The 22,369-nt window shown below is 56.6% G+C and carries 20 protein-coding genes and 1 riboswitch; of the genes, 12 read left to right on the top strand and 8 right to left on the bottom strand.

Features of this window, described 5'->3' with window-relative positions; all coding sequences use genetic code 11:
• Positions 1-50 precede the first annotated feature (50 nt).
• From ilvN to leuO, 3 genes are all read right to left on the bottom strand, one after another.
• The gene (gene ilvN, locus ACMGGQ_RS01755; protein WP_063620771.1) at positions 51-542 is read right to left on the bottom strand and encodes an acetolactate synthase small subunit; all 492 of its coding nucleotides are present in this window, start codon (positions 540-542) and stop codon (positions 51-53) included.
• A 1-nt stretch (position 543) separates the two neighbouring features.
• Positions 544-2,268: an acetolactate synthase 3 large subunit gene (gene ilvI / locus ACMGGQ_RS01750; RefSeq protein ID WP_045907791.1), complete on the bottom strand. Its 1,725-nt coding sequence runs from the start codon at positions 2,266-2,268 to the stop codon at positions 544-546.
• 380 nt (positions 2,269-2,648) lie between these two features.
• Complete coding sequence (gene leuO, locus ACMGGQ_RS01745; RefSeq protein ID WP_275430302.1) at positions 2,649-3,611, bottom strand: transcriptional regulator LeuO; 963 nt, start codon at positions 3,609-3,611, stop codon at positions 2,649-2,651.
• Between the two features lie 587 nt (positions 3,612-4,198).
• Here leuO and leuL point away from each other — a divergent pair.
• The 5 genes from leuL to leuD all read left to right on the top strand — a co-directional run bounded on the left by leuL (position 4,199) and on the right by leuD (position 9,058).
• Positions 4,199-4,285 (top strand): leu operon leader peptide, encoded by an 87-nt coding sequence (leuL, locus tag ACMGGQ_RS01740; RefSeq protein ID WP_071530973.1) that lies wholly within the window; start codon positions 4,199-4,201, stop codon positions 4,283-4,285.
• Between the two features lie 91 nt (positions 4,286-4,376).
• Positions 4,377-5,948 (top strand): 2-isopropylmalate synthase, encoded by a 1,572-nt coding sequence (gene leuA / locus ACMGGQ_RS01735; protein ID WP_008501997.1) that lies wholly within the window; start codon positions 4,377-4,379, stop codon positions 5,946-5,948.
• Complete coding sequence (leuB, locus tag ACMGGQ_RS01730) at positions 5,948-7,039, top strand: 3-isopropylmalate dehydrogenase (protein WP_024907450.1); 1,092 nt, start codon at positions 5,948-5,950, stop codon at positions 7,037-7,039. Before leuA ends, leuB begins: the two co-directional genes overlap by 1 nt.
• 2 nt (positions 7,040-7,041) lie before the next feature.
• Positions 7,042-8,442, top strand: a complete 1,401-nt coding sequence (gene leuC, locus ACMGGQ_RS01725; protein ID WP_229226386.1) for a 3-isopropylmalate dehydratase large subunit — start codon at positions 7,042-7,044, stop codon at positions 8,440-8,442.
• A gap of 10 nt (positions 8,443-8,452) precedes the next feature.
• Positions 8,453-9,058 (top strand): 3-isopropylmalate dehydratase small subunit, encoded by a 606-nt coding sequence (leuD, locus tag ACMGGQ_RS01720; RefSeq protein ID WP_023616037.1) that lies wholly within the window; start codon positions 8,453-8,455, stop codon positions 9,056-9,058.
• 91 nt (positions 9,059-9,149) lie between these two features.
• On the opposite strand, the gene ACMGGQ_RS01715 is transcribed toward leuD, so the two are convergent.
• The 3 genes from ACMGGQ_RS01715 to sgrT all read right to left on the bottom strand — a co-directional run bounded on the left by ACMGGQ_RS01715 (position 9,150) and on the right by sgrT (position 10,970).
• The gene (locus ACMGGQ_RS01715; RefSeq protein ID WP_045907789.1) at positions 9,150-9,302 is read right to left on the bottom strand and encodes a Hok/Gef family protein; all 153 of its coding nucleotides are present in this window, start codon (positions 9,300-9,302) and stop codon (positions 9,150-9,152) included.
• A 216-nt stretch (positions 9,303-9,518) separates the two neighbouring features.
• A complete protein-coding gene (locus ACMGGQ_RS01710; RefSeq protein ID WP_126534273.1) occupies positions 9,519-10,697 on the bottom strand; it encodes a sugar efflux transporter in 1,179 nt (392 codons plus the stop codon).
• Between the two features lie 120 nt (positions 10,698-10,817).
• Positions 10,818-10,970 (bottom strand): glucose uptake inhibitor SgrT, encoded by a 153-nt coding sequence (gene sgrT / locus ACMGGQ_RS01705; RefSeq protein WP_045907787.1) that lies wholly within the window; start codon positions 10,968-10,970, stop codon positions 10,818-10,820.
• 88 nt (positions 10,971-11,058) lie between these two features.
• Here sgrT and sgrR point away from each other — a divergent pair, with 88 nt between their 5' ends.
• The 4 genes from sgrR (at position 11,059) to thiQ (ending at position 16,134) form a co-directional block, all read left to right on the top strand.
• Complete coding sequence (sgrR, locus tag ACMGGQ_RS01700; RefSeq protein WP_420289519.1) at positions 11,059-12,714, top strand: HTH-type transcriptional regulator SgrR; 1,656 nt, start codon at positions 11,059-11,061, stop codon at positions 12,712-12,714.
• Between the two features lie 36 nt (positions 12,715-12,750).
• Positions 12,751-12,851: riboswitch (TPP riboswitch) on the top strand.
• A 31-nt stretch (positions 12,852-12,882) separates the two neighbouring features.
• The gene (gene thiB / locus ACMGGQ_RS01695; protein WP_420289518.1) at positions 12,883-13,866 is read left to right on the top strand and encodes a thiamine ABC transporter substrate binding subunit; all 984 of its coding nucleotides are present in this window, start codon (positions 12,883-12,885) and stop codon (positions 13,864-13,866) included.
• Entirely contained in the window at positions 13,842-15,452 is a 1,611-nt protein-coding gene (gene thiP, locus ACMGGQ_RS01690) for a thiamine/thiamine pyrophosphate ABC transporter permease ThiP (RefSeq protein WP_420289517.1), read from the top strand. The genes thiB and thiP overlap by 25 nt, the downstream gene beginning before the upstream one ends.
• Positions 15,436-16,134, top strand: coding sequence for a thiamine ABC transporter ATP-binding protein ThiQ (gene thiQ, locus ACMGGQ_RS01685; RefSeq protein ID WP_277718373.1), 699 nt, complete (start codon positions 15,436-15,438; stop codon positions 16,132-16,134). Before thiP ends, thiQ begins: the two co-directional genes overlap by 17 nt.
• Before the next feature lie 28 nt (positions 16,135-16,162).
• Here thiQ and ACMGGQ_RS01680 read toward each other — a convergent pair whose 3' ends face one another.
• On the bottom strand, positions 16,163-16,930 hold the full coding sequence (locus ACMGGQ_RS01680; RefSeq protein ID WP_045907783.1) for a DedA family protein: 768 nt from the start codon (positions 16,928-16,930) through the stop codon (positions 16,163-16,165).
• A gap of 128 nt (positions 16,931-17,058) precedes the next feature.
• A complete protein-coding gene (gene araC, locus ACMGGQ_RS01675) occupies positions 17,059-17,904 on the bottom strand; it encodes an arabinose operon transcriptional regulator AraC (RefSeq protein ID WP_023293301.1) in 846 nt (281 codons plus the stop codon).
• Positions 17,905-18,241: 337 nt separating this feature from the next.
• On the opposite strand from araC, the gene araB reads away from it, so the two are divergent.
• The 3 genes from araB (at position 18,242) to araD (ending at position 22,249) form a co-directional block, all read left to right on the top strand.
• Positions 18,242-19,951 (top strand): ribulokinase, encoded by a 1,710-nt coding sequence (araB, locus tag ACMGGQ_RS01670; RefSeq protein WP_126534268.1) that lies wholly within the window; start codon positions 18,242-18,244, stop codon positions 19,949-19,951.
• 10 nt (positions 19,952-19,961) lie between these two features.
• On the top strand, positions 19,962-21,464 hold the full coding sequence (gene araA, locus ACMGGQ_RS01665) for an L-arabinose isomerase (protein WP_045907781.1): 1,503 nt from the start codon (positions 19,962-19,964) through the stop codon (positions 21,462-21,464).
• 89 nt (positions 21,465-21,553) lie between these two features.
• On the top strand, positions 21,554-22,249 hold the full coding sequence (gene araD, locus ACMGGQ_RS01660; protein WP_420289516.1) for an L-ribulose-5-phosphate 4-epimerase: 696 nt from the start codon (positions 21,554-21,556) through the stop codon (positions 22,247-22,249).
• Positions 22,250-22,369 lie beyond the last annotated feature (120 nt).

The raw sequence follows: 22,369 nt of genomic DNA, 5'->3' as shown, positions 1-22,369 counted from the left end.
AAAAGCCCGGCTTTGGTGACCGGGCAGAAAGAGGCGAACCTTTTTGACAACTAACGCATGATTTTCTCGCCGCGTGACAGACCCACGACACCCGATCTTGCGACTTCAACAATTTTTGCCACATCCCGCACGGACGTCAGGAAAGCATCCAGCTTGTCACTTGTCCCGACCAGCTGAACCGTATAAAGAGAAGGCGTGACGTCGATAATCTGTCCGCGGAAAATATCCGCATTGCGTTTAACTTCTTCACGCCCGTAGCCGGTGGCCTGGATTTTCACCAGCATGACCTCACGTTCAACGTAGGCCCCCTGCCCCAGCTCGCTCACGCGCAGCACATCAACCAGCTTATGCAGCTGTTTTTCAATCTGTTCAAGCACTTTGGCGTCGCCAACGGTTTGAATCGTCATGCGCGACAGCGTGGGATCCTCCGTCGGCGCGACGGTCAGGCTTTCAATGTTATAACCGCGCTGCGCAAAAAGACCAATGACGCGCGACAGTGCGCCAGACTCGTTTTCCAGTAAAACCGATAATATCCGGCGCATATCAGGTTCTCTCCGTTTTGCTTAACCACATTTCATCCATACCGCCCCCCCGAATATGCATCGGATAAACGTGTTCGGTTCCATCAACAATCACATCCATAAAGACAAGGCGGTTGTTTTTAACGTGCTCAAGCGCTTGTGCGAGCTTCGTTTCCAGCTCGGCCGGATCGGTCACTCGCATCCCAACATGGCCATAAGCTTCAGCAAGACGAACAAAATCCGGCAGCGATTGCATATAGGACTGCGAATGACGGCCAGAGTAAATCATATCCTGCCACTGCTTCACCATGCCGAGGTAGCCATTATTCAGGTTCAGCACAAGAACCGGCAGCTCATACTGCAGTGCGGTAGACAGCTCCTGAATGTTCATCTGAATACTGCCGTCTCCGGTCACGCAGACGACGGTTTCATTCGGCAGGGCCAGCTTCACGCCCAGCGCGGCAGGCAGACCGAAGCCCATGGTGCCTAAGCCACCCGAGTTGATCCAGTGACGCGGTTTATCAAACGGGTAATACAGGGCGGCAAACATCTGGTGTTGGCCCACGTCTGAGGTTACATACGCCTCACCCTTCGTCAGTCGCCACACCGCTTCGATGACCGCCTGCGGCTTAATGTTTTCGCTCTGCGTGTCATATTTCAGGCACTGACGCGCTCGCCACTGTTCAATCTGCTGCCACCAGTCGCGGATCTCATCCAGCGGCTGGGTCGCGTTCTCCTGGGTCAGCAGATCCAGCATCTGTTCCAGAACCTGACGAGCATCACCGACGATCGGTACATCAGCCGACACCGTTTTTGAAATGGACGTCGGATCGATATCAATGTGCAGCACGGTGGCATTCGGGCAATACTTCGCCAGGTTGTTGGTGGTACGATCGTCAAAACGCACGCCGACGGCAAAGATCACATCGGAGTGATGCATCGTCATGTTGGCTTCATAGGTACCGTGCATACCCAGCATGCCGAGCGCCTGGCGGTGAGTGGCGGGAAACGCCCCCAGCCCCATCAGCGACGACGCCACAGGAAGGTTGAGTTTTTCAACCAGCTCACGAAGCTGGGCTTCACAGGCAGCGTTGATCGCCCCGCCGCCGACATAGACGACCGGTTTTTTGGCTGCCAGAAGCGTTTGCAACGCCCGCTTGATCTGTCCTTTATGCCCCTGCGTTGTCGGATTGTAAGAACGCATGCTCACCGAGTCAGGCCAGACGTACGGCAGCTTGTTTGCCGGGTTCAGAATGTCTTTAGGCAGATCGACCACCACCGGTCCCGGGCGTCCGCTTGCTGCCAGCCAGAAGGCTTTTTTCAGTACGCCGGGAATGTCTTCGGTTTGCTTGACCAGAAAGCTGTGCTTCACAACGGGACGGGAAATCCCGACCATGTCACACTCCTGAAAAGCATCGTAGCCAATCAGCGAGGTTGCTACCTGCCCGGAGAGGATCACCAGTGGGATAGAGTCCATATACGCCGTCGCAATACCAGTAATGGCGTTTGTCGCGCCGGGGCCGGACGTGACTAAGACCACGCCCACTTCACCCGTCGCACGCGCCAGACCGTCGGCCATGTGTACAGCCGCCTGCTCGTGACGTACCAGAACATGGTCAATGCCCCCTACCGTATGCAGCGCATCATAAATATCCAGGACCGCGCCGCCAGGGTAGCCGAACACTTGCTTTACGCCCTGATCGATCAGCGACCGCACGACCATTTCCGCGCCAGACAACATCTCCATGCTTTGCCTCCAGGCATTTTGTTATAGACGGACTGCCGAATTCATTTCCGCACCGTCTTACGATCGGGATGAACCAATCTTATATTTTGCAGAGTGTTCTTTACCTTAACCGCTCGTTATGAGGCAGGCAATTAGCAAACCCGGGGAGATAAACGGTGCGTAAAGCAGAAAAAGCAGCCGTTAACTGAAGATATGGTTAATTCCTCTGGGAATAGAGGACGGTGTGATAAATCATCGCTGAAAAGCGCGGCAATGCAGGAAATCATCTATTTTTGCGTACCGAAGAGCGGCCCGAAAAAATGCATCACAGAATAAAATAGTAATTATCTATAAAAACTCAGGATAAATCACACAATCCGATGCGATTTATCCTGATGCGTTTACCGGCGGCAGATACCGACCAGCAACTCTTCCATCCACTGGTGTCCCTTATCCCTTCCGGCCGCTTCATGCCAGGAGAGATAGCAGGTTCGGCTATTTAACTTAAGCGGCAGAGGCAAAATTTGCAGATTTAACGGGTCAGAAAACTCTTCTGCCAGCCAGCGCGGTGCAATCGCCACCAGATGTGTTTGGGAGACAACGTTTAATACGCTGACCATAGCCATCCCCTGATAAGCCACGCTCGCCTGCTTATCCGCAGAGTCATACCATGGCAGGCTAAAGGAAGCATATCTGTCGAGGGCAACAACGGCATGCTGCTCGTTATAGACATCATTTTCGCGTAGCGGATATTTCAGCCGAGGATGATTTTTACTGGCCACCAGAACCATTTCATCTTTAAACAGCGGTACGCAGGAAAATTCAGGACGACGGAACTCTTCATACCCCAGGACGAATTCAATCTCCTGATAGCGTAACTGATGCTCTGTACTTTGGTTCAGAGATGATTTAAAAACCAGATGGATATTTGGCGCGATCTCTTCGACTTTATTATAGATAATTGAGGTTAAATAATTATCTAATGGACTGCAGACACACAGATGAAATGTGCGCTCGCTGCTTAAAGGTTCAAAGCCCGATCCCGGCAGCTCGTTTTGTACCAGCTGCAACGCCTGACGGATTGAGCCGAACAGCTGGAATGCGCGCGCAGTAGGCTGGATCCCTCTTCCGTAACGAACAAACAATTCGTCGTTAAACATGACCTTAAGTCTGGCAACGGCGTTACTCACAGCAGGTTGTGACATCCCCAACGCCTGGGCCGCGCGGGTGATATTCTGTTCCTGCATGACAGCATCAAACACCGTCAGAAGATTAAGATCCACCGTGCGTAACTGCGGTTTAATCCCATCAGTAGCTTGAGGTTGTTTAATATTATTTTCTGACACTTCTGACTCCACTGTCACGCTACACTCCCTTTGCTCACGTACGGTAATAATCTCGAAAAATATGATTTATCATGCAAATACGATCAGCGAAAGAGAATTATTTAAAATTCAGAATATATAAAGACGCTATAAAAACGAAAAGAAAATAGCGCAAATGATATGTTTGACTTTAGGATTTAAATGAAACCATAAACCAAGCAAATACACAATGACCGCCAGATTAATGATGACTTAAGTATTATTAAACTGTTATCGCCACCGCTCATTAGTTAGTTAATAACATGTTACCTCTGTTCATTTTTTAGCGACGCGTAATAGATTCACCGCAATTATAACTTAATGATAGTAAACCCCTTTATGTACAGAATACTCTCTGTAACGCACGTCACTCATTTTAAACAATTATATTTATTTATTTCTGCAACTGTTTTCTTCAGTCCAAAATTAGACAATTAGTCGGCTCGCAAAAGCCAAAACCAGCACAATTAGCTAAAGTAAAATCCTGCCCGTTCCGCCCGTCGGGTCCGTTTTTATCGTCAGGGGTTGACATCAACTGCCGTATCCAGTACCACTAAAAGCATATTGAATTTAACGGAGCACGATTCATGATTCGCACCATTCGTTTCACCGGTCTACTACTACTAAACGCATCCACTGTGCGCGGTAGACTGGCGGGCGAAATTCAGCGTTGAATCGTCACCAGTAAGACTAAAAACCCGCGCCACTGCGCGGGTTTTTTTATGCTCGTAGCAAGGCGCCCTAAGACTGACAAGGACCTAACCCATGAGCCAGCAAGTCATTATTTTCGATACTACTTTACGTGACGGTGAACAGGCATTACAGGCAAGCCTGAGTGTAAAAGAGAAACTGCAGATCGCGCTGGCTCTCGAACGTATGGGTGTCGACGTGATGGAGGTGGGTTTCCCGGTCTCGTCTCCGGGTGATTTCGAATCCGTCCAGACCATCGCCCGCACCATTAAAAACAGCCGCGTATGTGGTCTGGCGCGCTGTGTAGAAAAAGATATCGACGTTGCAGCCGAGTCGCTGAAAGTGGCCGAAGCGTTCCGTATCCATACCTTTATTGCCACCTCGCCCATGCACATCGCCACCAAGCTGCGCAGCACGCTGGATGAGGTGATTGAGCGCGCGGTGTACATGGTGAAACGCGCACGCAACTACACCGATGACGTTGAATTCTCCTGTGAAGATGCAGGCCGTACGCCAATCGACGATTTGGCTCGCGTCGTGGAAGCCGCCATTAACGCGGGTGCCAAAACCATCAACATCCCGGACACCGTCGGCTACACCATGCCGTTTGAGTTCGCCAACATCATCACCGGCCTGTATGACCGCGTTCCGAACATTGATAAAGCGATTATCTCCGTCCACACCCACGATGATTTGGGTCTGGCCGTGGGCAATGCTATCGCCGCCGTCCACGCTGGCGCGCGTCAGGTAGAAGGCGCGATGAACGGTATCGGTGAACGTGCGGGCAACTGTTCGCTGGAAGAAGTGATCATGGCGATCAAAGTGCGCAAAGACATCATGGACGTGCACACCCGCATCAATCACAACGAGATCTGGCGCACCAGCCAGACCGTCAGCCAGATTTGCAACATGCCTATTCCGGCCAACAAAGCGATTGTCGGCACTGGCGCCTTCGCGCACTCCTCCGGTATTCATCAGGATGGCGTGCTGAAGAACCGTGAAAACTACGAAATTATGACCCCGGAATCCATCGGCCTGAACCAGGTCCAGTTGAACCTGACCTCCCGTTCCGGACGTGCGGCAGTGAAGCACCGCATGGAAGAGATGGGCTATAAGGACAGCGATTACAACATGGATCAACTGTATGACGCGTTCCTGAAGCTGGCCGACAAAAAAGGGCAGGTGTTCGACTATGACCTGGAAGCGCTGGCCTTTATTAACAAACAGCAGGAAGAGCCAGAGCACTTCCGTCTGGATTACTTCAACGTGCAGTCCGGATCCAGCGACATCGCCACCGCCTCGGTCAAGCTGGCCTGCGGAGATGAAATTAAAGCAGAGGCAGCTAACGGTAATGGACCTGTCGATGCGATTTACCAGGCCATCAACCGCGTTACCGAGTACGACGTTGAGCTGGTCAAATATGACCTGACGGCCAAGGGCCATGGCAAAGATGCACTGGGCCAGGTCGACATTGTTGTGACCCACAATGGCCGCCGCTTCCATGGCGTGGGTCTGGCGACCGATATCGTTGAATCCTCCGCGAAAGCGATGGTGCATGTGCTGAATAACATCTGGCGCGCCGCCGAAGTCGAAAAAGAGTTGCAACGCAAAGCTCAGAATAAAGAGAACAACAAGGAAACCGTGTAATGTCGAAGAATTACCATATTGCTGTGTTACCGGGCGACGGTATTGGCCCGGAAGTGATGGCACAGGCGCTGAAAGTACTGGAAGCCGTTCGCACGCGTTTTGCGATGAAAATCACCACCAGCCACTACGATGTGGGCGGTATTGCGATTGATAACCACGGTACGCCACTGCCAAAAGCGACCGTGGAAGGCTGTGAAAATGCCGATGCCGTGCTGTTTGGTTCCGTCGGTGGTCCAAAATGGGAACACCTGCCGCCAGCAGAGCAGCCAGAGCGCGGCGCGCTGCTGCCGCTGCGTAAACATTTCAAACTGTTCAGTAACCTGCGTCCGGCGAAGCTGTACCAGGGTCTGGAAGAGTTTTGCCCGCTGCGCGCCGATATCGCCGCCAACGGTTTCGACATTCTGTGCGTACGTGAACTGACCGGTGGGATCTATTTCGGTCAGCCAAAGGGGCGCGAAGGCAGCGGTCAGCATGAAAAAGCGTTCGATACCGAGGTGTATCACCGCTTCGAAATTGAACGTATCGCCCATATCGCGTTTGAGTCGGCGCGCAAACGCCGCCATAAGGTGACCTCGATTGATAAAGCGAACGTGCTGCAGTCTTCCATTTTGTGGCGCGAGATCGTCAGTGAAGTCGCTAAACAGTACCCGGACGTTGCGCTGTCGCACATGTACATCGACAACGCGACCATGCAGCTGATTAAGGATCCGTCCCAGTTTGACGTGCTGCTGTGCTCCAACCTGTTCGGCGATATTCTCTCTGACGAGTGCGCGATGATCACCGGCTCGATGGGCATGCTGCCATCCGCCAGCCTGAATGAAGAAGGGTTTGGTCTGTATGAACCGGCAGGCGGCTCCGCACCGGATATCGCCGGCAAAAACATCGCTAACCCGATTGCGCAGATCCTCTCTCTGGCCCTGCTGCTGCGCTACAGCCTGGATGCAGGCGATGCAGCAACCGCAATTGAAAACGCCATTAACCGGGCGTTAGAAGAAGGCGTTCGTACCGGTGATTTAGCACGCGGCACGGCGGCAGTCAGTACCGATGAAATGGGCGACATTATTGCCCGCTATGTCGCTGAAGGGGTGTAATCATGGCTAAGACGTTATATGAAAAGTTGTTTGATGCGCACGTTGTCTACGAAGCACCAAACGAAACCCCACTGCTGTATATCGACAGACATCTGGTACACGAGGTGACCTCTCCCCAGGCATTCGACGGCCTGCGCGCGCACAAGCGTCCAGTGCGCCAGCCGGGTAAAACCTTCGCGACGATGGATCACAACGTTTCCACCCAGACTAAAGACATTAACGCCTCGGGTGAGATGGCGCGTATCCAGATGCAGGAGCTGATTAAGAACTGCAATGAATTTGGCGTTGAGCTGTACGACCTGAACCATCCGTATCAGGGCATCGTCCACGTGATGGGCCCTGAGCAGGGGATTACCCTGCCGGGCATGACCATCGTCTGCGGTGACTCGCATACCGCAACCCACGGCGCGTTTGGCGCCCTGGCGTTCGGGATTGGCACTTCCGAGGTAGAACACGTGCTGGCGACGCAGACCCTGAAGCAGGGTCGCGCCAAAACGATGAAGATTGAAGTGAAGGGCAAAGCGGCACCAGGCATTACCGCGAAAGATATCGTGCTGGCGATTATCGGTAAAACCGGCAGCGCAGGCGGTACCGGCCACGTCGTTGAGTTCTGCGGCGACGCTATTCAGGCGCTGAGCATGGAGGGTCGCATGACCCTGTGCAACATGGCCATTGAGATGGGTGCCAAAGCCGGGCTGGTCGCGCCAGATGAAACGACCTTCAACTATGTGAAGGGCCGTCTGCACGCGCCGAAAGGGCAGGATTTTGACGACGCGGTAGCGTACTGGAAAACCCTGAAAACCGACGACGGGGCAATGTTTGATACCGTTGTCACGCTGCAGGCAGAAGAGATTGCCCCTCAGGTGACCTGGGGTACCAACCCGGGTCAGGTGATTTCCGTCAACGACGCCATTCCCGATCCGGCTTCCTTCGCCGATCCGGTCGAGCGCGCCAGTGCGGAAAAAGCGCTGGCCTATATGGGGTTGAAGCCCGGCGTGCCGTTGACCGACGTGACCATTGATAAAGTGTTTATCGGCTCCTGCACCAACTCCCGTATCGAAGATTTGCGTGCGGCGGCAGAGATCGCCAAAGGCCGTAAAGTCGCGCCGGGCGTGCAGGCGCTGGTGGTGCCAGGCTCCGGTCCGGTGAAAGCCCAGGCGGAAGCCGAAGGTCTGGATAAGATCTTTATCGAAGCAGGCTTCGAGTGGCGCCTGCCAGGCTGTTCCATGTGTCTGGCCATGAACAACGATCGCCTGAATCCGGGTGAGCGCTGTGCCTCCACCAGCAACCGTAACTTTGAAGGCCGTCAGGGCCGCGGTGGGCGCACCCATCTGGTCAGCCCGGCAATGGCCGCCGCTGCGGCAGTCACCGGCCATTTCGCCGACATTCGCAGCCTGAAATAAGGAGACAATCATGGCAGAGAAATTTACCCAACATACAGGCCGGGTTGTCCCCCTGGACGCCGCGAACGTCGATACTGACGCCATTATTCCTAAGCAGTTTTTGCAGAAGGTGACGCGTACCGGTTTTGGCGCGCACCTGTTCAACGACTGGCGTTTCCTGGACGACAAAGGCGAAGTGCCTAATCCGGAATTCGTTCTGAACTTCCCGGAATACAAAGGTGCCTCCATTTTGCTGGCGCGGGAAAACTTTGGCTGCGGCTCGTCGCGTGAGCATGCGCCATGGGCGTTGACCGACTACGGCTTTAAGGTGGTTATTGCTCCCAGCTTCGCGGATATCTTCTACGGCAACAGCTTCAACAACCAGCTGCTGCCGGTAACGCTGAGCGATGAGCAGGTCGATGAATTGTTTGCGCTGGTTAAGGCAAATCCGGGTATGTCGTTTGAAGTGGATCTGGAAGCGGAAGTGGTGAAAGCCGGGGATAAGACCTACAGCTTCAGCATTGATGCGTTCCGCCGTCACTGCATGCTGAACGGTCTGGACAGCATTGGTTTGACGCTGCAGCACGAAGACGCCATCTCAGCGTACGAGAAAAAACAGCCTGCGTTTATGGGCTAAAGGCAATGGCCCGCGAAATGCGGGCCATTGATAAGGGTGCGTTGAGGCTCAACCACTCTGGGGAGGCGGGGAAACTTCCCCGCCCATACCGCTAACGTTTTGCTTCGTAAGCCAACACTGCCGCCATTTCTGTTTTCTCCTGTCTGAAGTGCAGCTCACACAGCGAGTCACGCACCATCCAGGTGAAGATCAACAACGTCGTACAGATCAGAAATAAACCTAACAGCAGAGTACGTTTTGGCATTCCAGCCTCCTTATTGCTTTTCGGCAATGAAGAGACTAACCTCGCAATGTTGGTTGTGAAGTTGGTCTCCCCATCAATCTTTTGATGTGGGACTCTCCACTGTTTGCCTCTTGCGAAAGCCTGAGGCAAACAGCCTCAAGCACCCGCCACGCACTCTATTCCCCTTCGTGATCTCTGTCAGAATGTCGTTCCATTTTGTGAAGCCGTCTTCCAGAATCACACGTCTTTTACCCGGCAGGTCAGCAGGAGCGTCACAACGGATAGCGCCGCAATCATCCAGTAAACCGACGTATGGCCATAGCTTTGCGCCAGCGCGCCCTGGATCACACCGGCCAGAATCACCCCGGTTGAAATACTGTTCGTAAAGAGCGTCGTGGCCGATCCCGCGCGTCCGGGCATCAGATCCTGAAACCAGAGCATGCCGATTCCGGCGACGATGCCAATAAACACAGCATTAAACAGCTGCAGCGCCAGCAGCGCTTCGCGCGAGTGGAATAAGATCAGCCCAAGATAAAACAACACCCCGGCTGCAACCGCAACCACCATCATTTTGCGTTTACCGAAACGCTTTACGTAATATCCCGCCAGAATCATTGCCGGAATTTCCAGCCCGGCAGCGGTCCCCATTAAGATCCCCGCAAGCTTGTCCGGTAAGCCCAGATCGCTGCTGATCCACAGCGGCATGTCGATGATGTACATGGTGTTGCAGGTCCACATCAGCGTGGAGGCAATAAACAGCATACGGACGTTCTTGTCCTGCCAGCCGCTCACCTGGGTGAGCGGTTTATCCGTTGTCTGTTCGACGCGCGCCACGGACGGCAGCGCAAAGGCTATCAGCGCCAGGCTGATGACAAAAATCCCGGCCGCGATGGAGAACATGGCGGTAAAGCCGTAGTTCAACGCCAGCATGAAGGCCAGCGGCGGACCAATGACCCACGCCAGCGAGAGCTGGGCACGCATCACCGAGCTGAACATCACCACTTCCCGTGCCGAGCTATCCGCATATTCCCGCGCCAGGGCGAACAGCTGCGGCATGGCAGTGTTCGCAAGAGAGGCGAGCAGCACGCCGCAGGTAATGAGCGTCAGGTAATGACGGTTAAAAGCAAAGAGCAGCGCGTTGCCCACCGCCATGGCGCAGCAAAAGAGGATCAGCTTGCGGCGATCGCCCTGGCTGTCCGATCGTTTCGCCAGCGCGAGGCTGACCAGGATCCCGGCAATCGCGTTGACGGTATAAAACAACCCCACCCAAAACGGCTGCGCCCCCACCTCGCGGCTGAGAAACAGGCTCAGCGTCGGCGCCTGCAGCGCCCCCGCCACGCCCATCATAAAGGCCACCAGCATAAAAGCGGCATACACGCCGTTCAGGCGTCGCCCCATCGTCATCAACCACAGCATGCGCAAGTCCTTGTGAAAGCGAATCGAAATTGGGTGAAAGAATAAACGAAAAAAGCCAGCAAAAACATTTTGCTGGCGGGTGATAAGCACCAATACTCAGTCACACATGATCGAGGCGAGTCAGCGAGAAGAGGCCGGTTTCGTAACGTCCCACTGCATCAGTTCTTCTAACATTTTCAGCCGTTGCTCTGCACACTGGCGGGCCAGCCAGGACGATCCTTTTGTCGCTGAAAAGTACTGCTGATAAAACTGACGTGCGGTAGACCTCTTCATCATTTACCTCCTCGCTTCATCGGGAAGCATTATTGGCCTAATATAGGGATTAATAAATTGCTGGTTTTTTGTCAGGAGTTCCCCTTTTATGCCTTCCGGTCGTCTGCAGCAACAATTTATCCGCCTCTGGCAGTGCTGCGAGGGGCAATCGCAGGAAACGACGCTCAACGAGCTGGCTGACCTGGTTAGCTGTTCCCGCCGTCATATGCGCACGTTGCTCAACACCATGCAGCAGCAGGGGTGGTTAAGCTGGGAAGCGGAAGCGGGACGCGGGAAACGCTCGCGACTGACCTTTCTTTACACCGGGCTGGCATTGCAGCAGCAGCGTGCAGAAGACCTGCTCGAGCAGGACCGCATCGATCAGTTGGTCCAGCTGGTGGGCGACAAAGCCGCCGTGCGCCAGATGCTGGTTTCCCATCTCGGACGCAGTTTTCGTCAGGGCCGACACATTCTGCGGGTGCTTTACTATCGGCCAATGAAAAATCTGTTGCCCGGCACGGCGTTACGGCGCTCAGAAACCCATATGGCCCGGCAAATCTTCAGCGGCCTGACGCGAATAAATGAGGAAAACGGGGAACTGGAGGCGGATATCGCGCACCACTGGCAGCAGCTTTCCCCGCGCCACTGGCGCTTTTTCTTACGCCCTGGCATCCACTTTCACCACGGTCGCGAGCTGGAGATGCACGACGTCATCGCCTCTCTGGAACGCGCCCGCAGGCTGCCGCTCTACTCGCATATTTCGCGCATCCACTCCCCTACGGCCTGGACGCTGGATATTGAGCTGTCGCAGCAGGACAAGTGGCTTCCCTGGCTGCTGGGCTACGTGCCGTCGATGATTTTGCCCGGCGAGTGGGAATCGATGAACAATTTTGCCAGCCTGCCAATTGGCACCGGCCCCTACGCCGTGTCCCGCAATAACAGCAATCAGCTGAAAATCCGCGCGTTCGATGACTACTTTGGCTATCGGGCGCTGATCGACGAAGTGAACGTGTGGGTATTGCCGGATCTCAATGAAGACCTGAGCTGCGGGCTGACGCTGGAAGGCCCCACCACGGGAGAAAAGGCCGTGGAGAGCCGCCTGGAGGAGGGATGCTACTATCTCCTCTTTGACCGCCGCACCCACCGCGGGGCAAACCAGGACGTCCGGAAGTGGATTAGCCACGTGTTGTCCCCTTCCAATCTGATCTACCATGCGGAAGCGCAGTACCAGACATACTGGTTCCCGGCGTACGGCCTGCTTCCGCGCTGGCACCACGCCCGCCCGTCGCACTGCGACAAACCCGCAGGGCTGGAGTCCATCACCCTGACCTACTACCGCGAGCATGTTGAGCATCGTTTTATCGCGAGGATCATGACCCGCCTGCTGGCAGCGGAGGGAGTCAGGCTGGACATCAGGGAAGTGGACTATGACGAATGGCATCAGGGGGAGATCGCCAGCGATATCTGGCTCAACAGCGCCAACTTTACCCTGCCGCTCGATTTTTCCCTTTTCTCGCATTTGTATGAAGTCCCGCTGATCCAGCACTGCATCGACCGTGACTGGCAGCAGGATGCCGCCCTGTGGCGTGCGGGCGAGATGAATCTTGCCGTGTGGTGCCAGCAGCTGCTGGCCGAGCAGGCCATCGTCCCGTTAATCCACCACTGGCTGATGATTCAGGGCCAGCGCAGCATGCGCGGCCTGCGGATGAACACCCTGGGCTGGTTTGATTTCAAATCCGCCTGGTTTGCGCCCCCGGAGCCATAACGCTTTCGTAATATTCACCAAATCATTACAATAGCGCCGTTCTCAACGGGGTGCTGCATCACAGATGTGCGCTGAGATAATACCCGTCGAACCTGATCCGGATAACGCCGGCGAAGGGATTTGAGGCTGTCGCTCAAAATCCTTTGCCACTCAACCCTGAGGTGCAAAGTGTTAAAAAAAGTTTTCCCCCTGCTGGCGCTGTTCGCGCTGCCCGCTTTAGCTAAACCCGTCCTGACGGTCTACACCTACGACTCTTTCTCTGCCGACTGGGGCCCTGGCCCGGTTGTCAAAAAAGCTTTTGAAGCTGACTGCAACTGCGAGCTGAAGTTCGTGGCGCTGGAAGATGGCGTTTCACTGCTCAACCGTCTGCGCATGGAAGGGAAAAACAGCAAGGCTGACGTAGTGCTCGGTCTGGATAACAACCTGCTGGAAGCCGCCTCGCAGACCAAACTGTTTGCCAAAAGCGGCGTCGCAGCAGAGGCCGTTAACGTGCCTGGCGGCTGGAAGAACGACACCTTTGTGCCGTTCGACTACGGATACTTTGCTTTTGTTTACGACAAAAACAAGCTGAAAAACCCGCCGAAGAGCCTGAAAGAACTGGTGGAAAGCGACCAGAAGTGGCGCGTGATTTATGAAGATCCGCGGACCAGCACGCCGGGCCTGGGTCTGCTGCTGTGGATGCAGAAAGTCTACGGCGATAAGGCGCCGGAAGCGTGGCAGAAGCTGGCTGCCAAAACCGTGACCGTGACCAAAGGCTGGAGCGAAGCCTATGGCCTGTTCCTGAAAGGCGAAAGCGACCTGGTGCTGAGCTACACCACCTCCCCGGCTTACCACATTATCGCCGAGAAGAAAGATAACTATGCTGCCGCAGATTTTGCGGAAGGGCACTATCTGCAGGTGGAAGTGGCCGCGCGTACCGCTGCCAGCAAGCAGCCTGAGCTGGCCGAGAAGTTCCTGAAGTTTATGGTTTCGCCGGCATTCCAGAATGCCATTCCCGCAGGCAACTGGATGTATCCGGTCACCAGCGTTGCGCTGCCTGCAGGTTTTGAACAGTTGACCAAACCGAAAACCTCGCTGGAGTTTACGCCGCAGCAGGTCGCCGCGCAGCGTGCCGCATGGGTAAGTGAATGGCAACGCGCCGTCAGCCGCTAATTCCCGGCTGGTTGCTTCCCGGGCTGCTCGCCGCCGTCGTAATGGTGGCAGTCAGTCTGGGGGCTTTTCTTGCGCTGTGGTTTAACGCGCCAGAGAGCGACCTGCTCGCTCTCTGGCACGACAGCTACCTCTGGCACGTCATTCGGTTCTCTTTCTGGCAGGCGTCTCTTTCTGCCCTGATATCGGTGCTCCCGGCTATTTTTCTTGCACGCGCGCTGTATCGGCGGCGTTTCCCCGGCAGGCAGGCTCTGCTGCGCCTGTGCGCCATGACGCTGATCCTGCCCGTGCTGGTGGCGGTATTTGGCATTCTGAGCGTTTACGGTCGCCAGGGGTGGTTGGCTTCGCTGTTCGGCCAGCTTGGTCTGGAATGGTCATTCTCGCCTTACGGACTGCAGGGCATCCTGCTGGCACACGTTTTTTTCAATATGCCGATGGCAACGCGCCTCTTTTTGCAGGCGCTGGAGAACATTCCCGGCGAACAGCGGCAGATTGCCGCCCAGCTCGGCATGCGCGGCTGGTCGTTCTTCCGTTTTGTCGAATGGCCGTGGCTGCGCCGCCAGCTCCCGCCCGTAGCGGCATTAATCTTCATGCTCTGCTTTGCCAGCTTTGCCACCGTGCTGTCACTTGGCGGCGGGCCGCAGGCCACCACCATTGAGCTGGCGATTTACCAGGCGCTGAGTTACGACTACGATCCCGGTCGCGCCGCACTGCTGGCGATAGTCCAGATGGCGTGCTGCCTTGCACTGGTGCTGTTGAGCCAGCGGCTGAGTAAAGCCATTCCCGCTGGCAGTCATCAAATAACCGGCTGGCGCGATCCGCAGGACAGCCTGCACAGCCGCGTCAGCGATGTTATCCTGATCGCGCTGGCGCTCCTGCTGCTGTTGCCGCCGCTGCTGGCCGTTATCGTTGACGGTCTAAACCTTAATCTCCTGTCCGTCCTGCAACAGCCCGTCCTCTGGCAGGCCACCTGGACCTCGCTGCGTATCGCGCTGGCTGCCGGATTACTGTGCGTCATCCTGACCATGATGCTGTTGTGGAGCAGCCGTGAGCTTTACGCCCGCCAGGCGCAAAAAGCCGGACAAATGCTGGAGCTGACGGGCATGCTGATTCTGGCGATGCCGGGGATTGTACTGGCAACGGGCTTCTTTTTACTGTTCAACAGCACCATCGGCCTGCCGGAAAGCGCCGACGGCATCGTGATCTTTACCAACGCCTTAATGGCCATCCCCTACGCGCTCAAGGTGCTGGAAAACCCGATGCGCGACGTCAACAGCCGCTACAGTTTGCTGTGCCAGTCGCTGGGCATGCAGGGCTGGCAGCGGCTGAAGGTGGTCGAACTGCGCGCGCTAAAGCGTCCGCTGGCACAGGCGCTGGCGTTTGCCTGCGTGCTCTCTATTGGAGACTTTGGGGTCGTGGCGCTGTTCGGCAATGACGATTTCCGCACGCTGCCATACTGGCTCTATCAGCAAATCGGCTCTTATCGCAGTCAGGACGGCGCGGTCACCGCGCTGTTACTGCTGCTGCTGTGTTTTGCCTTATTTACCGTTATCGAAAAACTTCCGGGACGTGATGCTAAAACTGACTGATGTAACCTGGCTTTATCAGCATCTGCCGATGCGCTTCACGCTCTCCGTGCGCCAGGGAGAGATGATCGCCGTGCTTGGCCCAAGCGGTGCCGGGAAAAGCACCTTGCTCAATTTGATCGCCGGTTTTCTGCAACCTGCCAGCGGGTCGATAGCCATCGATAATCGTGATTTCACCAGCGCCCCTCCGGCTAAACGTCCTGTCTCAATGCTGTTTCAGGAAAACAACCTGTTTACCCACCTGACGGTGCGGCAAAACATCGCGCTGGGAATGCACCCGGGACTCAGGCTGAACGATGATCAGCGCCATAAGCTGGAGGTCATTGCCGCGCAGATGGGGATCGCCGGGTTTATCGACAGGCTGCCGGGCGAGCTTTCCGGCGGGCAGCGTCAGCGCGTGGCGCTGGCACGTTGTCTGGTGCGCGAGCAGCCGATACTGCTGCTGGATGAGCCGTTCTCGGCGCTCGATCCCGCGCTGCGTCAGGAGATGCTGGCCCTGGTGCAGGAGGTCTGTCAGCGCCAGCATCTTACGATGCTGATGGTTTCGCACAGCATCGAGGATGCCGCACGGATTGCCCCGCGATCGGTGGTGATCGCGGAGGGGCGCATTTTGTGGGATGGAGCAACAGAAGCATTAATGAGCGGAAAAGAAAGCGCTTCTGGATTATTGGGTATAAAACCGTAGGCCGGGCAAACGCAGTGCCGCCCGGCGCTTAACGGCTCACAACTTTCAACAGGATCTCACCGTACACCGGCATCAGCGGGTGGCGAATCAGCGCCACCAGCGCCACCACCGCCACACCCAGCGTCAGCGGGGCCAGCCAGAGCAGGCGAGTACGCGGGAGGTAGCGCGTCAGGCGATCGATATTCGCCTTCGCGCTGCGCCACAGTCGCCAGCAGAGCCATGCCGCGAGCCACAGCAACAGCGCCGTGCCCAGCAGTAGCCACTTAAACTCACCGCTTTGCATACCGTCAGGAATATCGATGGCAGCCCCCGCGAGGATCCCCGGCAGGAAGTAGAACGGCGGCCAGAAGACGCAGCCGATAATGTTTGGCACCACGAATTTCGCGACGGGCAGATCCAGCATCCCGGCCACCATCGGCACCAGCGGACGCGTTGGCCCAACGAAGCGGCCGACGAGGATGGTAAACATGCTGTGCTGGTGCAGCGCATGCTCGGTCTTATCCAGCAAGGCTTTATTCTTTTTCATGAACGACCAGCGGTGCAGCGGCTTCTTAAAGCGCCAGCCCAGCCAGAAGGAGATCCAGTCGCCGAGCAGGCAGCCGATAATTCCCGCCAGCCACGCCTGCCAGAAATTGACCTCACCGCTGCCGATAAGCGCCCCAAGCCCCGCCATCATCACGGTGCCGGGCAGGATTAACCCGACGAGCGCCAGCGACTCCAGAAACGCCACCAGCGCCACGGCGATGAGCGAGTACATAACGGACTGGGTAATAAAGTGTTCCAGCAATGCCTGCATAACTATTCCGGTCAGAAAACGAATCAGCGATTCTGCTTAGCGCCCCGCACCGCGTCAAGGCAACAATTGTCTGAATAGTTTACAGGTTGCTTCCCGCATTCACCTGTTTGTTTATCTTTTTTTACCGTTTATTCACATCCCGCGCGGAATTCACTGGGGCTGGCACCGGTACATTTTTTAAATACCCGGGAGAAATAGAGCTGGTCTTCAAAGCCCACGTTGCGCCCCACGGTGGCGATGGGCATCCGGGTGGTGCTGAGCAGCAGCTTCGCCTGGCTGATGCGCTGGTCCTCGCGCCAGCTCAACACGCTGACGCCCAGCTGCTGGCGAAACAGATGCGACAGACGCGACGGTGAGAGGCAGACGTGCTGGGCAACGCTGGCGATATCAAACTGGCTATCGGCCAGGTGGTCGCTGATGTACTGGCAGGCGTCGCGCACGCGGTTATCCAGCGGCGGGTTAAGTGACGCGTTAATCGCCTCCATCCGTCGCAGCAGCAACTGTTCAAGCAGGTTAATCGCCAGCAGTTCAGCGTAGCGCCCACCGGCCTGTCCCGCCTCGATAATCTGCGCAAAAAGCTCGCGAAACTGCGCCAGATGCACCTCATCCGGGCGATAAAAACCGGTGTGCGCAAAAATCGCCGGCCAGGAAAGCCACTCCTGCCAGTAGGCCCGCGGACGGAAATAGACCCACTGGTGATACCACTCTTTGGCATCCGGATGACGGCCGTAGTGGTGGATCTCCCCCGGCGGGAACAGCAGGATATCCCCCGGGCGGCAGACAAACTGCTGGTCGCCGTTTTTGATGATCCCTTCCCCCCGCACGGTCAGGTTGAGGATATATCCTTTCATCCCAAGCGGTCGGTCGACGTAAAAGTCGAGATATCCTTCAGCCTCGATAGGAGTCAGTCCCGCCACAAGGTGCGCGTTAAACGAGTATCCCGGCAGCAGAGGATCGTTTTGCGTTTCGGCCATAGATTCAGTTCTCCCAAGAGTCCTCAAGGAAACCAATTGTCCATATCATTAAAAGCAGCTTAAAAATGGCCCGCGAAAAGATCCAAAAAGCATCACGCCGCTTTTACGTCCGCCATGTTTCAGCCTTTCCCCCTGATTTCTCCGCCTGAGCAGGCAGATAAGCAGTAACAAAAGTGTCTATAACTGCGGCAGAAATGTCCACATTGAATATTTGCACGGCGTCACACTTTCCGTTGTAACAGCAATTTAGTCCATAAGATTAGCGGATCCTGCCTGACGACTTTTGTCCCCAGTCTCTAATGTTCTTCCATACCTCTTTTTTCGATGGAGCAACACCATGGCAATTGCGATTGGCCTCGATTTTGGCAGCGATTCGGTTCGCGCGCTGGCAGTGGACTGTACGTCCGGCCAGGAGATAGCAACCAGCGTTGAGTGGTACCCGCGCTGGCAAGAGGGGCGCTACTGCGATGCGCCGAACAACCAGTTTCGGCATCACCCGCGTGACTACATTGAGTCGATGGAAGCAGCCATTAAAACCGTTCTGGCCGAACTGACCGACGCCCAGCGGGCGGATATTGTTGGGATTGGCGTCGACAGTACCGGCTCCACGCCTGCCCCTGTGGATGCCGATGGCCGCGTGCTGGCGCTGCGTCCTGAGTTTGCCGACAACCCGAACGCCATGTTCGTGCTGTGGAAAGACCATACCGCCGTGGAAGAGGCCGAAGCCATCACCCGCCTGTGCCATCAACCGGGCAAAACGGACTACTCACGCTACATCGGCGGGATTTATTCCAGCGAATGGTTCTGGGCCAAGATCCTGCACGTCACCCGTGCCGACGCAACCGTTGCGCAGGCTGCAGCGTCATGGGTTGAGTTGTGCGACTGGGTGCCTGCTCTGCTCTCCGGCACCACGCGTCCACAGGATATCCGCCGCGGTCGCTGCAGCGCCGGGCATAAATCCCTGTGGCATGAAAGCTGGGGCGGCCTGCCTCCGGCAGCCTTCTTCGATGAACTCGACCCGATCATCAACAAGAGCCTGACATACCCGCTGTTTACCGACACCTTTACCGCCGATATTCCCGTCGGCACCCTCTGTGAGGAGTGGGCGACGCGCCTCGGCCTGCCGCAAAACGTGGCGATCTCCGGCGGCGCGTTTGACTGCCATATGGGCGCCGTGGGCGCGGGCGCACAGCCAAACACGCTGGTCAAAGTCATCGGCACCTCCACCTGCGACATCCTGACGGCGGATAAAGCCACCGTCGGCGACCGCGCGGTAAAAGGCATCTGCGGCCAGGTTGACGGCAGCGTGGTGCCGGACTTCATCGGTCTGGAGGCCGGTCAGTCCGCGTTTGGCGATATCTACGCCTGGTTTGGTCGCGTGCTGGGCTGGCCGCTGGATCGGCTGGCGGCGGCGCATCCTGAACTGAAAACCCAGATCGCCGAGAGCAAAAAGCAGCTTCTGCCGCAGCTTACCGACGCCTGGGCCAAAAATCCCTCTCTCGACCACCTCCCGGTGGTGCTGGACTGGTTTAACGGTCGTCGCACACCGTTTGCCAACCAGCGCCTGAAAGGGGTGATCGCGGATCTCAACCTCGCGACCGACGCGCCCGCGCTGTTCGGCGGCCTGATTGCCGCAACGGCCTTCGGTGCCCGCGCCATTATGGAGTGCTTCACCGAGCAGGGCATCGACGTGAATAACGTGATGGCGCTGGGCGGCATCGCCCGTAAAAACCCGGTGATCATGCAGGCCTGCTGCGACGTGCTGAATCGTCCGCTTCAGATTGTGGCGTCCGATCAGTGCTGCGCGCTGGGCGCGGCGATTTTCGCCGCCGTCGCCGCGGGCGTCCATGCGGATATCCCCACCGCGCAGCAGCACATGGCGAGCGCCGTCGAAAACACCCTTCAGCCGCGTGCTCAGCAGGCACAACGCTTTGAACAGCTTTATCAGCGCTACCAGCAGTGGGCAAAAAGCGCCGAACTTCACTATCTCCCTGTCGCCGCCCCGGCCAAAAGCACCGCGGACACTACGGCAACCCTGACCCATTAAGGACACGATGATGACCATTTTTAATAACTATGAAGTGTGGTTTGTGATTGGCAGCCAGCATCTGTACGGACCGGAAGCGCTGCAGCAGGTAACGAAACACGCGGAGCACGTCGTTAACGCGCTGAACGCGGAAGCCAAACTGCCGTGCAAGCTGGTGCTGAAACCGCTGGGCACCACGCCGGATGAGATTACCCATATCTGCCGCGACGCGAACTACGACGATAAATGCGCCGGTCTGGTGGTGTGGCTGCACACCTTCTCACCGGCAAAAATGTGGATCAACGGCCTGTCTATCCTCAACAAACCGCTGCTGCAGTTCCATACCCAGTTCAACGCCTCCCTGCCGTGGGACAGCATCGACATGGACTTTATGAACCTGAACCAGACCGCACACGGCGGCCGCGAGTTCGGCTTCATCGGCGCGCGTATGCGTCAGCAGCACGCGGTGGTCACCGGCCACTGGCAGGATGGTAAGGCGCAACAGCGTATCGGATCCTGGATGCGCCAGGCGGTTTCGAAGCAGGATACCCGCCACCTGAAAGTGGTGCGTTTCGGCGACAACATGCGTGAAGTGGCGGTCACCGACGGTGACAAAGTGGCCGCGCAGATCAAGTTCGGCTTCTCCGTGAATACCTGGGCCGTGGGCGACCTGGTGCAGGTAGTGAATGAAATCAGCGATGGCGACGTGAGCGCGCTGGTGGACGAGTACGAAAGCAGTTACCGCCTGACGCCTGCGGCACAGATCAACGGCGACAAGCGTCAGAACGTGCTGGATGCGGCGCGCATCGAACTGGGCATGAAGCGCTTCCTGCAACAGGGCGGTTTCCACGCCTTTACCACCACTTTTGAAGATCTCCACGGTCTGAAACAGCTGCCGGGTCTGGCAGTACAACGTCTGATGCAGCAGGGCTACGGCTTTGCCGGCGAAGGCGACTGGAAAACTGCCGCTCTGCTTCGCATCATGAAGGTGATGTCGACCGGTCTGCAGGGCGGCACCTCCTTTATGGAGGACTACACCTACCACTTCGAGAACGGCAATGACCTGGTGCTCGGCTCTCACATGCTGGAAGTGTGTCCTTCCATCGCGGTAGAGGAAAAACCGATCCTCGACGTGCAGTACCTCGGCATCGGCGGTAAAGCCGATCCGGCGCGTCTGATCTTCAACACCCGCACGGGTCCGGCCATCAACGCCAGCCTGATCGATCTGGGCGATCGTTTCCGCCTGCTGGTGAACTGCGTCGATGCGGTTGAAACGCCACATTCGCTGCCGAAACTGCCGGTCGCCAACGCCCTGTGGAAAGCGCAGCCGGACCTGCCAACCGCGTCAGAAGCCTGGATCCTGGCCGGTGGCGCGCACCATACCGTCTTCAGCCATGCGCTGGATCTGAACGACATGCGTCAGTTCGCCGAGCTGCACGATATCGAACTGACCGTCATCGATAATGATACCCGCCTGCCCGCCTTCAAGGACGCGCTGCGCTGGAACGAAGTCTATTACGGTTCAAAACGCTAAAGCACGGAATGCCCGGTGGCGCCGCGTTTACCGGGCCTACGATCCTGTAGGCCGGATAAGCGAAGCGCCATCCGGCACTGGAGACAACAATGTTAGAAGAGCTCAAACGGCAGGTACTTGAAGCCAACCTGGCGCTGCCGAAACATAATCTGGTCACCCTGACCTGGGGCAACGTGAGCGCCGTTGACCGCGATAAAGGCGTGTTCCTGATCAAGCCTTCCGGCGTCGATTACGCGGTGATGACGGCGGACGATATGGTCGTTGTCAGCATCGAAACAGGTGAAGTGGTGGAAGGCAACAAAAAGCCGTCATCCGATACGCCCACTCACCGCCTGCTCTATCGATCATTCCCGACTATCGGCGGTATCGTGCATACCCATTCGCGCCATGCCACCATCTGGGCGCAGGCGGGCCAGTCCATCCCGGCGACCGGCACCACCCACGCGGACTACTTTTACGGCACCGTTCCCTGCACGCGTTTGATGACCGATGCGGAGATCAACGGCGAGTACGAGTGGGAAACCGGTAACGTGATCGTTGAGACCTTCGAAAAACAGGGAATCGACGCGGCGCAAATGCCCGGCGTGCTGGTGCACTCCCACGGCCCGTTTGCCTGGGGGAAAAACGCGGAGGACGCGGTGCATAACGCCATCGTGCTCGAAGAGATCGCCTATATGGGGATCTTCTGTCGCCAGCTGGCGCCGCAGCTGCCGGATATGCAGCAAACCCTGCTGGATAAGCATTACCTGCGCAAGCACGGCGCGAAGGCCTACTACGGGCAGTAACCCCTTGCCCGGTGGCGCTGCGCTTACCGGACCTACGGAACCTGCAGGCCGGATAAGCGTAGCGCCATCCGGCGAAACAGGCACTGTATAAAACCCCAGCAAACCTACCTCAACCAGGCT

Source organism: Enterobacter sp. BNK-13 (assembly GCF_048685015.1).
Classification (GTDB): Bacteria; Pseudomonadota; Gammaproteobacteria; order Enterobacterales; family Enterobacteriaceae; genus Enterobacter; species Enterobacter quasiroggenkampii.
This window is presented reverse-complemented; position numbering and strand designations above follow the sequence as displayed.